Origin of the sequence: Prevotella sp. 20925_1_30 (genome assembly GCF_041433025.1) — a bacterium.
Taxonomy (GTDB): Bacteria; Bacteroidota; Bacteroidia; order Bacteroidales; family Bacteroidaceae; genus Prevotella; species Prevotella vespertina.
The window spans coordinates 34,736-50,155 of the sequence record NZ_JAPWAR010000004.1; the positions used below are offsets into that span (position 1 = coordinate 34,736).

Annotated in this window: 8 protein-coding genes and 2 tRNA genes; 8 read left to right on the forward strand and 2 right to left on the reverse strand. The window is 41.9% G+C overall.

The annotated features are described in order from the left end of the window. The first annotated feature begins 102 nt into the window (after window positions 1-102). From O3603_RS02835 to O3603_RS02870, 8 genes are all read left to right on the forward strand, one after another. Window positions 103-1,692 carry a tetratricopeptide repeat protein gene (locus tag O3603_RS02835; RefSeq protein ID WP_371520373.1) on the forward strand — a complete coding sequence of 530 codons (1,590 nt, stop codon included), beginning with the start codon at window positions 103-105 and terminating at the stop codon, window positions 1,690-1,692. A gap of 510 nt (window positions 1,693-2,202) precedes the next feature. Then, the gene (locus O3603_RS02840) at window positions 2,203-5,202 is read left to right on the forward strand and encodes a SusC/RagA family TonB-linked outer membrane protein (protein WP_371520376.1); all 3,000 of its coding nucleotides are present in this window, start codon (window positions 2,203-2,205) and stop codon (window positions 5,200-5,202) included. 14 nt (window positions 5,203-5,216) lie between these two features. Next, the gene (locus O3603_RS02845; protein ID WP_371520379.1) at window positions 5,217-6,839 is read left to right on the forward strand and encodes a RagB/SusD family nutrient uptake outer membrane protein; all 1,623 of its coding nucleotides are present in this window, start codon (window positions 5,217-5,219) and stop codon (window positions 6,837-6,839) included. A gap of 27 nt (window positions 6,840-6,866) precedes the next feature. Next, the gene (locus O3603_RS02850; RefSeq protein ID WP_371520382.1) at window positions 6,867-8,588 is read left to right on the forward strand and encodes a BACON domain-containing protein; all 1,722 of its coding nucleotides are present in this window, start codon (window positions 6,867-6,869) and stop codon (window positions 8,586-8,588) included. A 12-nt stretch (window positions 8,589-8,600) separates the two neighbouring features. Then, window positions 8,601-11,453 (forward strand): S8 family serine peptidase, encoded by a 2,853-nt coding sequence (locus tag O3603_RS02855; RefSeq protein ID WP_371520526.1) that lies wholly within the window; start codon window positions 8,601-8,603, stop codon window positions 11,451-11,453. Between the two features lie 10 nt (window positions 11,454-11,463). Beyond that, entirely contained in the window at window positions 11,464-12,408 is a 945-nt protein-coding gene (locus O3603_RS02860) for a PorV/PorQ family protein (RefSeq protein WP_371520385.1), read from the forward strand. Between the two features lie 639 nt (window positions 12,409-13,047). Beyond that, complete coding sequence (locus tag O3603_RS02865; protein WP_371520388.1) at window positions 13,048-13,611, forward strand: hypothetical protein; 564 nt, start codon at window positions 13,048-13,050, stop codon at window positions 13,609-13,611. A gap of 254 nt (window positions 13,612-13,865) precedes the next feature. Beyond that, window positions 13,866-14,906 (forward strand): asparaginase, encoded by a 1,041-nt coding sequence (locus tag O3603_RS02870; protein ID WP_009435831.1) that lies wholly within the window; start codon window positions 13,866-13,868, stop codon window positions 14,904-14,906. A gap of 321 nt (window positions 14,907-15,227) precedes the next feature. Here O3603_RS02870 and O3603_RS02875 read toward each other — a convergent pair. Next, window positions 15,228-15,299 (reverse strand) — tRNA-Glu (locus tag O3603_RS02875). 30 nt (window positions 15,300-15,329) lie between these two features. Beyond that, a tRNA-Glu gene (locus tag O3603_RS02880) sits at window positions 15,330-15,404 on the reverse strand. Window positions 15,405-15,420 lie beyond the last annotated feature (16 nt).

A 15,420-nucleotide genomic window follows, 5' to 3' on the forward strand; every position in this document is an offset into this window, starting at 1 on the left:
GGAGATTATGAAACAGCGTTTTACACACTATATCATTCTCTCACAAAGGAATCTTTATGAATAACTAAATGAATGTTTTTTATACATCTTTTTAATACTATTATGAACGTAAAAGTAAGTTTTTTATTGGCTACTCTGCTGACAGCTCCATTGTTGGCAAGCCCTGTGAACGCAAGTCCAACAAGTTCTTATCAGATTAACAAAGGCACTAGTGTGCGTCAGCGATTGGCTCAAATACGTGCAATGATGAATCGCGGGAACTATACCGCAGCAAAGGCAGCATTGAAAAAGATGATGAGTGGGAACTTAAACAGTCAATTAGCACGTGACATGTATGCCGAGTGTGAGACAGCCATCGAACAACAACAAGAAGCAATAAAACTCGAGTTTGACGAGGCGTGCGAGAGCGAGTCTAAGTGGGAATTAGAGTCTTTTATTCGTAAATACCCTAATAGCCAATATACCCAAGAAGCAAGGGAACAACTTGCAGACTTGGTTCTTTGGCAGCAAGCAACTACATTGAACACCATCGAGGCTTACCAACGTTACCTTAGTAAAACCTCTGTCTTCGCTTACACACAAGCGGCAAACACCAAGATTAAAGAGCTAAAGGAGGAGGAAACACGCAAGCAGATGGAACAAGATTGGAGGCTTATCAAAGATGCTGGAGATGAGTCGGCTTTAAGTGAATTTATGAAGAAGTATCCACAAACCAACTATCTCGACCAGATCAAGAAACGATTGAATATTCTTCGTGGTATACGTTGTTATAAACAAGGCGACACCTCTTCTGCTTATTCCTATTTGTCGGCAGCAAACGAGCAAGAGCCTCTTACGGGCGAAGCTGCTACTTATTTAAAAGAGTTGCAAGCTGAACGTGATTATGAAGAAATCGCAGAGAGCAATGATATTGACCGTGTGAAATATTATCTCAATGCGCTTTCAACCTCAAGTCCTTACTATAACAAGGCTTGTAACCTATATGCCATTCTTTTAGCAAAGCAGCTCTCGTCTTCATCAGTAGATTATGACTATCAGTTGGCACTATCCTATGTAAAGGATGAAGCAACACGTACGGTAGTCACAAGCTATATAAATGTCGCAAAGGTGCAGAGGTCTACTTATGTGCATAGAAGAAAGGTTCTTGACCGTAAACAATGGTGGCGTACAAACCTGCAAGTGGGTATTGAAGGCGATTTCGAGACCAATCTTAGTGATAACATTGGCTCAGATATGTTCTATTCTGGCGGTTTGATGATTCGTTTCGGTAGTTATCAACAAGTTGTGAGCATGACTGCTGGTGCAAAGTTCAGGGTTTTTATGGTGAATCCAAACCTCGGTGGAACCAATAGACATGGTGAGGATGAGCGTTGGAATGTGCTGGGCTATGCTGTTGGAGTACCTGTGAATGTTCGTTTCAATGTAGCTCGTCTGTCTACACGAAGTCGTTTCTTTATTGGTGGAGGTATCGAGTTCGGTGTAACAACGATTGAGAAAGAGAAAAACAAGGGGGTTATGAACAAGTCATACATGGCTTATTACCCACAGATCGGTGTACTTTCTCCCAACTTTGAAATGACTCTTTATTGGAAGACTTATGCACCTGCACCATTCTCAAAGAACATTACTTCAAGAGGAAATATTTATGATTGTAAGAGTATGATAGGTGCTTCTATGTCTATTTTCTTCTAATTTACAAAGCGGGAAGCTACATTTTTTTCAAATTTAAGAAAGGCTTTCCTCATCATAAGGAGAGCCTTTCTTTGATACAAAGGGAGGCTCTCTTCCTATTAAAGAAACGCCCTCTTTCAATTAAAGAGAGGCTCTTCTCATAAAGGAAAGAGATTCTTTTGCTTTTTAAGTAATATTTATTTTCATTATGACCCACTGCCTTTAGAGGATAAATAAAAGGCGTTCTTCCTTGTAATAACACGTTTTTAATCCTCCTTCTAATAAGAAATCATAGTGGAGTAAGCGAATTATAGCAATAGAAATGATACCTTGATTAAAAAAAAGTTACTATTCGTTAGTCATTTAATAAATATTATACTTATATTTGCAAACATGTATAACCTGTAGTTAAAAACCTCTTTAAGAGTACTAATAACTACCAACTATTTATTTAGATACCATTTTTGAGCTTGTTCTGGACACCAGTTTCAAGCCATGAAAAGATTATAATCAACCTGAATAATTACATTTATGAAACTAAGAACGTGGATGTTTATCCTGTTTCTGTTCGCTGGACTAGGTTCCGCCTTAGCCCAGTCTATAACAGTCAAAGGTAACATTGTAGATGAGAATGGGGAAGCTTTACCAGGCGTAAGTATTATCCCTAAGTCAGCACCTAAGTCGGGTATTGTGTCGGACATAGATGGTTCGTTCACCCTAAACGCGCGTAGTGGAGAGAAGTTAACATTCAGTTTTGTTGGCTACAACAGCGTTGAACGCATTGCAGCTCCGCAAATGAATGTCAAGATGGAACCCACTGAACAGATGATGAATGACGTTGTTGTCGTTGGTTACATGGAACGGAAGGTGGCAAACACATCGGCTTCTGTCATCAAAGTTGGTGCTAAAGACCTTGAGATGAAACCCGTTGCTAACCCCTTGGATGCCGTGCAAGGTAAGGTGAGCGGACTACAAGTCTTCTCCTCTTCTGGTGAGCCTTCTGCACGCTTATCGATGGCACTTCACGGGCAAGGGTCGCTTGGCGCAGGTACGGGTTTATTGGTTATCATGGATGGAATGCAGGTCAGTATGGCTGTATTACAAGCGATGAATCCCAATGATATTGAGAGTGTTCAGTTCCTAAAGGATGCAGCTGCAACCTCTATTTATGGTGCTCGTGCTGCTAATGGTGTTATGTATGTTACCACGAAGCGAGGGCGCACGGAGACTCGTCCTAGTATAAATGTTCGTGCGCAATATGCTGTTTCTTCACTTGCTAATACTGATTACTTCGACCAGTTGATGTCGGGTCCTGAATTACTAAGATACTATGAGGAAACAGGGATATATACGCCCCAAGAGGTTGCTACCTTTAAAGAGAAATACTTTAAAGAAACCGACTTTCAATGGTATAAATACATCTATCAGTCAGCACCAATGTACACAGCTGATGTCTCTGTATCTGGTGGTAACACAGGTGTAAGATACTATCTTTCAGGTGGAGCACTTAGTCAGGATGGTCTGAGAATGGGCTCTAGTTATAATAAAGTATTCGGTCGTATCAACCTCGATGCGAAGTTAAATGATTGGGTAAGAGCCAATATCAACACCCAAGTATCATATGACGCTACACGTGTATCTCCCTTTGGTAACAACAATGCAGTGGGTGGTGGACTAGCAGCAATGAATGCTCCTTTCGCCTCACCTTACGCCCCTAATACAGGCAAAGAACTAGTGCGTGTACCTTTATTAGACATTGCCACGCCTTCACATGTTATTGAAACGAACCCTGCGAAGACAAATAATTTCATCTTATCTACCAATGGTAATCTCACCATTACACCTCTTAAAAACCTTACCTTACGCTCTTTAATAGGTCTGGAACTCGATTATGGCAATAGTCGTTCACGCACTCTTCCTAGCTATTATCGTGCTTATGGCAATGGAAGTTCCGAACGTTCGTTCTCGATGGCATCGAATATTACCATCACAAATACGGCTTCATATAACATGACCTTTGGTGATCATCATCTGACAACACTGCTCGGACATGAATACACCAACTATAAAGATGATGGTTTCTCGGCTGAAGGTTCGGGCATATTAGACGATCGACTCTATTTACTTAACAATGCAACTAAGAATAAGAACATCGGTGAGGACACGAATGGATACGCTTTCTTGTCATTCTTCACACAGTTGTCTTATGACTTCTCAGAGCGTTACTTCGTTGATCTTGTCCTACGTAACGATGCTTCTTCACGCTTTGGAAAGAATAAGAGAAATGGACTTTTCTGGTCATTGGGACTATTATGGAAAGCTAAGAAAGAGAAGTTCTTACAAGACATAGCATGGTTAAATGATTTGGATGTAAAGGCTAGCTATGGTACTCAAGGTAACTCTTCTATCCCTCCATATAGCACTTCAGCTTATGCAGGAAAGGTCGGTCAAAAGATGGGGGACATGAGTTTAGGCTTCATAAGTCTGGGTAATCCCGACCTTGGATGGGAGCATCAAAGCAAGTTCACTGTAGGTGTGAAGACTCGTATTCTCAATCGTTTAGACTTGAATGTGGAGTATTATAATCGTGTAACAAGCGATATGCTCTTTGAAGTTCCTCTACCTTATACATCTGGCTTAACGGTGGGTAGTGCTGGTTATCCTACTCGTTATGAGAATGCAGGACGCTATCTAAACCAGGGTATCGACCTCCAGTTGAATGTAGACATCCTACGTGGACGCGACTGGGGAGTATCTGCTAATGCGAACCTCAACTATAATAAGGATAAAGTTCTCGAACTCTTCGAGGGTAGGCAATCATGGCAAGAACCAGGCGGACAGCTCTCTTACGTTGTTGGAAAACCTGTTCAATTCGTCTTACCATTATATAAAGGTGTGAATCCTGATACTGGTGTGCCTGAATGGTATCGCCCTGGAGCAGACAAAAACAAGCCTCATCGTGATGATAAAGATGTGGTCAACGAGTGGTCAAGTTCGCTGAGTCAGAACACGGGAGTTGATGCTTACACTCCATTCACTGGTGGTTGGGGTATCTCGGCATACTGGAAAGGCTTCTATCTAAACGCTGATTTCTTCTTTGCAATAGGCAAACATATGATATCAATGGATAAGCAGTTCTATGAGAATGATTACTTTGTTCGTGACAAGAAAGATAACTTCAATGGCTCAAGGAGGCTTTTCGATTATTGGAAACAACCTGGAGATAAGACAGAATTCCCATCTCTTGCATGGGTTCGTGACCCTTCTCACCAGAGCACTTATTTAGACTCGAAGATGCTGGAAAACGCTTCTTTCATGCGCTTAAAGAACTTCACTCTGGGCTATGAGTTACCTCGCAGAATGCTTGGACAGCAAAAGGTTATACGTTCAGCAAAGGTGTTCTTCACAGGTCGTAACCTATTAACATTTACGAAGTTCCGTGGTATTGACCCAGAAGTAAACCGTAACGTCTCTTATGGAGTGAACCCTAATACTAAACAGATGAGCGTTGGCGTGGAACTAGGTCTTTAATAATTATACAACTAATGGATATCTATATGAAAACAACAAAGATATTATTCTGGGCATGCGCACTCTTGTTTACACTGCAAGCATGCGACTTGGATCGTGATCCTGCTAACTACATAGACTATGAAAAGTCGTATCGTAACATGCAGGATGCCAAGAAGTGGGATAATGGAATATACTCAACTTTACGTGGAAAGTTCGGTGGTGCGTATGTTATTCCACAAGAGGCTCAAGCAGACATGCTTAATGCACACGCCGCTTTCGGCAACCTTTATGGTGAGTTCCATGGGTGGACTATTAAGCCAGAAAGTGCCGTTTTGCAGGAGTTATACCACTCTTATTATGCAGCACTCATCGATGCAAACGTTGTCTTGAAACTGTTACCAAAAATGGAGGTGAGCAGTGATGAACAAGTACAAAGGAATCATTTTCTTGGTGATGCCTACTTTGCTCGTGCCTTTTATCACTTCAATTTAGTCTTACGTTGGGGCATGATTTATGATAAGAATACGGCTGACAAGGATCTTGGAGTTGTACTCGCAACAGAGCCTGGATCGATTGATAAACCGAAAAGAGCTACTAATGCAGATACCTATAAGCACATTCTTGCAGATTTAGGGAAAGCTGATTCACTATTAAAAGATGTACCAGTAAAGCCCGGGAATACTGAGATTAATGCTGATGCAGTAAAGGCTCTGAGAGCAAGAGTATACCTTTATATGGGAGACATGGCAAAGGCTTATAACGAAGCTAAGCAACTGATTGACCATGGGACATATCCTCTCATTGAGCCTTATTATGGTAGATTAGATGCGAACAATAGGGTAGATGCACGTGAAGATGCCTTTGCGCAGATGTGGTTCTACGATGATGGGAAAGAACAAATATGGCAACCTTTTGTAGACAAGGAGAATGAAATCGCAACAACAACAGGTTTCTACGGGGCTGACTTATCTACTGCCACCTATTGGGATAATCAACATGATGCAAGTAAGATAGGCGATTATAACAAGCCTGCATATGTACCAACTAGAGAAGTTATCAACGATTTATTCTCTGGTGAGAACGACCATCGTGCACAGGTTCTATTCGAGTATGTCCATACGACAGTCAATGATATGAATGTCTCAACTCAGCTCTATGTCATATCAAAGTTCAAAGGTAATCCTAACTACGCAACACTCAATAGCACGCATTGGGGTGGTTATGTCCCTAATGGGAATCAAGCTCCTAAGCCTTTCCGTATCGCTGAACAATATCTGATTGTAGCTGAAGCTGCATACGACTTAGGCAACATCAATGATGCACAAAACTATCTTAACCTATTGCGTAGATCGCGTGGTTTAGATCCAACAGACCTCACTGGCGATGCTTTATATCAAGAGATAAAGAATGAACGAGCACGTGAGTTGGCTTATGAAGGCTTCCGCCTTTGGGATTTAAGACGATGGAAACAAGGCGTAAAGAAGCGTACTTTCCAGGGAAGAGAGAATTATTACATGGTTCCTTCAGCATTCTATGCAGGTGGATATAAGGTTGATATTCAACCAGACAACTATATGTTCGTATGGCCATTGCCTATGAACGAAACATTAATCAATACTAATCTCTTACCTAATCCAGGATGGGGAGACAAATAGATAATGCTTTATTAAAAACGAAACACTATGTATAAGAGATTTAAAATATGGATGGGCTTGGCTATAGCTGTACTAGTTGTTGCATGCCAAAAAGATCTTGTATTAGGAGGAACTGACCACATTGTCTTAGGTGAATCGACGGCAGTAACGCTTGTGCAAGAGGGTGAAACGAAACTTGTAGACGTCTCTTCTTTAGGTGATGAATGGCAAATTGAGAATGACACACACAATACCTGGCTCACAGCAATTCGAAGAGGAACAACTCTAGAGTTAACCGCTACGGCTAATAATGATGCTGACGAACGTCGTACAGAGGTTACTATTGCAACTCCAACGAGCAAACAGACGATTACAATTACACAATTCGGAACAGAGCCAACAATCGCTGTTGATGGAAGTAATGGTACGCTTATTCTTAATCACGAGGCACATACTGGCGTTGAATTAAAGATTATTTCAAACTCTGATAACTGGACAGTTGAACAATTAGACACAGCCAATAACAACTGGCTTAGTTATGCCGTTGATCTCAAACAACGCAAGTTAACACTCAATCTCACCGCTATCGAACGCAATAGCCCATGGGCACAGACCAGTCGAAGTGAGAAGCTCTTCCTATCTAATGGCAATAGACATTACGAGCTAACTATTATGCAGAATGGCTTTGTTCAGTTCCAGTTACCAGTGTGGGATTTCGATAACTTCGATATCAATAAGGTAATAGCAATGGAGGCAGAAAGGCATAATCTCCGTGATAAAGCATTTGAGATTGACTCGCTCTTACCTTATCATCAGGATCAAAAGAAGGTGTTTACTGTATTTCATTCACCAGGAGAACAGGCTCCACACATCCTCTATCAACAGAAGAACTATGGTACAGATATGTATTGCGCATGGCTTAAAGCACCCAAAGGAAAACTATTCCAACAAGAGTCGTATGAGCCTTGGCTGAAACAAAACAACTTCAAACTAGGTAATAAGCAACGACTTGATACGGAGTCACAATATTATAATGAGGAGATAGACAGAACTCGTTTACTGACAATATACAACTCTGTTGACAATTTCAAGATGGCTGGTGGCATCTTTAGAAGCGCTTGCATGAAGTACTTGGAAACGTCTAATAGTTTAAAACTGAATAGTGATGGAAAGGCTGAGACATTCCCTGTGTTCCCTTCAGATTACCTACATAATAAGGCTTTCAAACTCGATCAAGTAGTTGCATTCGAACGCCAACGTGGTATGAAGCCAGACTATTATAACCAGTTTAACTCAGAGAATGTCACAGCCACAACAGAGGATCCTCTCTGTCGTTACTCACGCTTAATATTTGTGCCAGAGAACGAGAGTTATGAACCAGGAACACTAGCGTATGTTATCTACTTTTTCAACTGGCAAGGTATCACGGAAGAAGATATTGATGCTGGACTAGTGCAAGATAAGGACCTTAGTGGTACAGTGGGATCATGTCAAGTGTTCTATCAGGGAGGTGACGTTTTCTACACTCGTGAGGAACAAGGAACGCCTGGTGTCTACTCATGGTATGAATATTCTCTACCCTTTAGTACACGTCGTGCAATAGAAGATAAGGGCTATAGTCTATTCAGAGAGGCTAGTGGTGGATTCGCAACATTCTATCGCGGCAGTGAGAATCTGATAGACCTTCGCCCACAAGAGAGCCGTACCGTCATCACTTACTACAAGAGTAAGCACTACGTTGACTTAATAAAGAAGAACCTTAACTACTAGATTTTAAGCATGATGAAAAAGTTTAGAAACATATATTTATCGCTTATTAGCGTGGCACTCATCGCTGGACTCTGTACGTCCTGCAATGATGATATGCTCGAGTCAAGCAATCAACAGACAACTACAAAGCCCTCCGATGACAGCTTCCCATGGGAACCAGGCATGGCTTATATCAAGTTGAAAGCAAGCGTATCACCTACTACGCGCGCAGCAACACAGACTGTTTCTCGTGCCACAATACTTGATGATGCAACCGTGAAAGTCGAACAAGTGTTTGACATGACGAATGAGTATGCCAACCTCAAGAGGGCTCGTGGCTTAGATAGATGGTTTGTTGTCAAGTTCGACAAGGGTAAAGATGTAGGCGAGGTAATCAATGAACTTAAGCGTGACCCAGCAATTGAAAAGGTGCACGGAAGTGTTCAGATTGTTCCTTCAGAAGTGACTTATACACCAACCACACGTGCTCCTATCAATCCAAGAAGACTTAGAGACGCTAATGATGGACAAGGACCTCTCTCTTTTAGTGACCCCTATTTAAAGTATCAATGGCATTACACCACAACGATAGAACAATATATGACGTTCCAACCTGGGGCTGATATTGATTTATTCCCTGCTTGGCAGAAAGAAACGGGAGACCCACATGTAGTCGTAGCTGTAATGGATTCGGGTATAGACTTCACACATGAAGACCTTGAAGGAGCGGCATGGGAAGGTAAAGATCCTAAGACTGGTGAGACCATCCATGGGCGTAACTTCTGGGCAGAAGAGACCGGGCAAGACGATCCAAATCATATCATTGCAGGTGCTCATGGTACCCACGTGGCTGGTACCATCGCTGCCCGCAACAACAACGGAATAGGTGTTTGCGGTATTGCTGGTGGTAATGGTGATGCCAACTCGGGCGTTCGCTTGATGAGTTGTGAGATCTATGGACATGATGGAACGACGGAGACTGCAACGACAAAGTACATTGTTAAGGCCTTTGAATTTGCTGCCGAGAATGGTGCATCAGTAATGAACTGCTCGTGGGGATACGCTTTCGACCGCAAGAAGTACCTTAATAATGAGAACTTCCAAAGCATTTTCAAGAGTCAATTCGACCTACTAAAAGATGGCATAGACTACTTTACTGACGTTGCTGGATGCGACAAAGATGGTAAGAAGAAACCCGATGCTTATATGAAAGGTGGACTCATCTTCTTTGCTTCGGGTAATGACTCTCAATATGACATAGATATGATTCCAGCCTCTTATAATCGTGTAGTAGCAGTTGGAGCTATCAATAGTCTCGGTGTGCCAACAGCCTATATGAACAAGGGACCATGGGTAGATGTACTTGCTCCAGGCGGTACTACTGAGACGGGATCTGTCAATCAAGGCGTATTGAGTACAGTGCCTAGTGACTATGAATATGGCATGACTGGACCCTATCCCAATACAGACTTTACGTTGCCATCAGACTCTCATTATGCCTTTGCACAAGGTACTTCTATGGCAACACCACACGTTACAGGCATTGCAGCTCTTGTAGTGTCTAAGTTTGGAAAGACGAATCCTAACTTCACAAATGAGGATCTTCGCCGTCGCATTCTAGGTGCTCTTAAAGACAAGAATCCCTATGAAGTTAAAGCTGATGAGAACCTAGCTGGTAAGATGGGACTCGGTTATATCGATGCCCTCTATGCGCTTTCTGCCCCTGAGACAGAGGCTCCTGAAGCTCCAACTATCACTGTCACCGACTACACCTCACATGCAACAAAGGGTTATTATGATGCTAACATCACATGGAATGTGACGGCTGATAACGATGCTCTAAACGATGAGCACACAGCCTTTGCCTATGACATTCAACTCTTCAAGAAGTCAGACTTGAGCACTCCTGTTCAGTCTTTTACACGTTTCTCTTATAATATGTCTGTCGGAACAGAGATGCAACAAGAGTTTACCGGACTGGAGACTGACATGGAGTATGTCGTTAAGATTGTTGCTCGCGACCGCTTCAACAATCGTTCGCAAGAGGTTTCAACGAACTTTAAAACGCGTCTCAACCATGCTCCTATATTCACAGATATGATCGAGAAGAATCTTCGCTTACTTGATACACAGCCTTACTATCATAAGATATTACCAGTGAAAGATGAGGATGGGCATAGTTGGACATACTCAACAACAGAACTCCCTCAAGGCGTAGAACTAAAGCGTATCGGTGATACTTTCGACTTACTCATTAAGGTGGGGGCGCAGGGTACATATCAATTCGATATCACACTCACTGATCAACTGGGTGGTAAAACAACGCAGACAATTGCTTATGAGGTTATTCCTCATACCACTCCAGAACTAACGAGTCCAATAGGTGACATCTCACTATTCGCAAATGGGGAAGCAATCGAGGTCAATCTTGCTCATGTCTTCACTGCTTCTAGCGGAAAAACAATGCGTTACACGGTAACTTCTAATAATGAACAAGTGGCAAAGGTGGCTGTAGAAGGAACCAAGTTAATCGTTACTCCAGGACAAAAAGGACTTACGAAACTCACCATAACAGCCATTGATGGCAGTAGACGAACAACCACTTCGGCTATCGTCCGAGTGACAGATAAGAATGCACCTGACGTTCATGTCATTTATCCAAATCCTGCACATAGCTACATCAAAGCCCTTATGCGCAGTAATGTCACAAAGGTCAGAGCTATCGTAACATCACTTCATGGACAGAAACTCATTGATCAGTCGATGACACCCGATAGTCGAACACATGAGGTCACATTAGGTATCGACCGCCTTGCACCAGGTACTTATTACCTCTTGCTAACGACAGATCGCCTCACTAGTAAACACGTATTTATAAAGAAATAATCGGTAACTTATGAAGAAGATAACAATAGCTCTTCTCGTCTTGGCTATGGGTTCGACGATGAAGACAGCCGCACAGAGTAGGATTATACCTGTACTCGAGTCTAATCCAAACGCTCGCACGGAAGCAATGGGTAGTACATTGCTTGGCAACACAAGCCAGATGCACATTTATACAAACCCTGCTGCCTTCACTTATGGCGATAAGCAGTTCTCCATTGATGCGTCAATTACAGGACAACCAAAGACAGATGAGGGGCGATTAATGCAATATAACCTCGCAACGGGATACCAATTTAAGAATCATTCGGCACTTATGGCGGGTGTACGTTATATGGGCGGACTAACCATACAACCGATAGCAGCAGTGGGAGAGACGAAAGAAATAAAGCCTTATGACGTGGCTCTCGACCTCGGTTATTCGTTTCCTGTAACAAAGGAGATTGCTGTTTATGCCACTGCTACTTATGCTCGAAGCCATGCTGAAACGAGTACTAACGCATTAGCCTTTAGTGTTGGAGCAGCATATCAAACGGACTTTAATCTCACAAAGGATGTTCCAACGACATTGACAGTGGGTGCACGATTGATGGACTTCGGCAAAGATGTGAAGTTTGATAACACTGGCATTCCTCAAAGTCTGCCCACTTCTCTTGTCATGGGAGGCGATTGGAACGTGCGAATAGCACCTAAGCATGCTCTTACCTACGCACTTTCTTATCGCTATTTCACACCGAAAGACGGACATGAAACACTCGTTGGCACTGGTCTGGAGTACACTTACAACCGTATAGTGTCTGCACGTGTTGGCTATCAGCATGCTGACAAAGGTTCAGATGCGTTTACCTTTGGTGTTGGAGGACAATGGGCAGGCTTCAAACTAGACATTGCTTATCGTCAAGCCTTTAAGCATTATGGCATTAATGGGCTCATAGTTGGGCTGGGGTATAGCTTCTAGTTATAGACATAAATAGCTTCAATAAGAACTATCTGAAGGCTCGTTTTATCTATACTAAAGATGTGTTATCCATGATAAGAAAACCTAGTAATAAACAAATAGAATATTACTTCAAATAGAACCTATTATAATTTGAAGTCGTAGATTATAATTGTTAGATTGAACGAGAGCCTTTCTTTGATACAAAGGGAGGCTCTCTTCCTATTGAAGGAACGCCCTCTTTCAATGCAAAAGGGCGTTCCTTGAAATGCACAAGTTATGTTGGTTAATTTGAAAGGACTTATTCGCCGTCAGCTGTTTAAGCATGATTTCCAACGGAACTAATCGTCATTTTGAATGTTCATGGGCATTTGCTTCAGTGCATAACCTTACCTCGTGAGGAATACTGAGCGCCTTTCAAGCTTCGTGTCATCCGTATATTCAATGTTAAAACCATCTAACCTTTATGCTTGTAATCTCTCATTTAGAATCCACAACTTCTATTCCTTCTAACTTAAAGAATATCATCCAATATTCCTACTACCATTTTCCTCGATAACGAAAGCCACCTCACAGAATGTGAAGAAAGTGCTTTCTACGATTTAAAATATCGATAATCTGTCCTTTGATTCAAGTATTTTTTATAATTTTGTCGGCGTAATGAGGTACACAGTTAAATGTAATGAATGTGGCCGCGAGTTTGTGGCTGAGACGGAGAAGTATGGGACAATGAAGTATCGTTGCCCCTATTGTGGTAATGTATTGACCTGTCGTTTCGATGCACCGACAGCCTTCCGCACCCGTGCCCGTTCGGTATTACCCTTGGCTGATGCTACTCCCGTCGAAGTGAAGAAAGCGGCAAAGTTGCCTATAGTTGAGACCAATATCCTCAACACACCATCGAAGGAAAAGTTGGCAGAGATGCGTGAGAAACTGGCAGAAGCGTCTCATAAAGCTCTCCAAGCATCATTACTTGCAGGTGAAACTTTGCGTAATGCAACTGATAATGCCACCGAGTTTATGTCGAAATCATCCTCTCGTCTGCGTAAGTTCCAAGAGAAGTACGAGGATGGCGACCTATGGATATTCTTTGGATTCAGCCTTCTCTTCATCTTATCAGTGCTCCTTTGTCTATTCATCTATGCGGAGATTGTGAAGGTGATAGCCGATGCCAATGCTAGCTTATTCAAGGCATATATCGAGTTTAGAAACACTTATTTGTAACCGAGAAGGTCGATATTCAGCAGTTCAACACAACTTTATCTTCAATTATAAATATAATGTTGTGTAAGCGAGGTAATACTTAAAAGTTTTTCTTATCTTTGCAGTATCGAGTGCAAAATGACAATATGAAAGCATAAGAAGAGCTTTACCTCTTCTATTATCTTCATCTGATTGAAATATAAGTAACAATGTGAAGTAGTGCTTTCAAAATGTTCATCTCTACTACATGACATACATTAATCAACGAATATACGATGAAGAGAACGAATAAAGTATTACTCATTTATACCGGTGGTACCATCGGTATGGGGCATAACAAACGTACAGGAGCATTAGAACCATTAGACTTTAGCCATCTTGTAGAGAATGTTCCTGAGTTCAAACTAGTGCCTACGAAGGTGGATACCTACCAGTTTGATCCCCCCATCGACTCGTCTGATATGACTCCACATCGTTGGGCACAACTAGTGCAGATAGTATCTGATTGCTATGATGCCTATGATGGGTTTGTGATATTACATGGCACTGATACGATGGCTTATACTGCATCTGCTTTATCGTTTATGTTCGAGAACTTGACTAAACCAATCATCCTTACGGGGTCTCAACTACCTATTGGTCAGTTGCGAACTGATGGTAAGGAGAACTTGATGACGAGTATTGAATTAGCATCAGCACACCATAAGGATGGTACGCCAATGGTGCCTGAAGTATGCATCTATTTCAGTGGTCACTTATTAAGGGGCAACCGTTCTACGAAGCAAAATGCCGATGAGTTCAATGCTTTCGACTCCTTTAACTATCCTCATCTATGCGAGGCTGGGGTTAACTTTACCTTTGATGAGCATAGAATACTCGTCCCTGATTATTCCAAACCACTAGTTACACACACACAGCTAGATAATAATGTGATCATCTTCTCACTCTTTCCAGGAATGGAGGAGGGGCTTATGCACCATCTTTTTGATGCTCCAGAATTACGCAGTATAGTAATGCGTTCTTATGGAAGTGGCAATGCGCCACAGCGACCTTGGCTGATGAAGCTGTTGAAACAGGCGTCGGAACGAGGAGTGATAGTTGTTAATATCAGTCAATGTATTAGTGGTCAGGTTGAGATGAGTCGCTATGATACGGGTTACCAACTCAAAGATGCAGGGGTTATCAGTGGTTATGATAGTACTGTTGAGGCTGCAGTAACCAAGTTAATGTACCTTCAAGCACGATATAAAGATGCTGATAAGGTGCGTTACTACATGAATCACTCCATTGCAGGAGAGATTACAATCCAAGAATAAAAGGAGCATCTTTTATACATCTAAGTCCTTTCGAAGGAAATTGATGTAGGCTGATAGAATCTTATAAAGTTATCTTATGGGGGACAGGCGAAAGCGTCTGTCCCCGCTGTTAGATATTGTTTAAACAGCAATTAGAAGCCACATAGACTATTATTAGATATTCTTTCAAGCAGAAAGAATATCAGTTTTACGCCTCAAATTAGCGTGATATCGACGGATTAAATAGCTAATAAAAAAACACCAACCCCTTATTTAAATAGGAAAAGAACACTTATTCTCCTTAAAACAAACAAAGGCTCTGCTTTTAGCAGAGCCTTCTTGTAGTCGATAGGGGAATCGAACCCCTATGCCAAGATTGAGAATCTTGTATCCTAACCGTTAGATGAATCGACCGGAAAAGTAGCTTATCTCAAATAAAAGGGATGGTAGTCGATAGGGGAATCGAACCCCTATGCCAAGATTGAGAATCTTGTATCCTAACCGTTAGATGAATCGACCAGGGTTGTATCTGAGG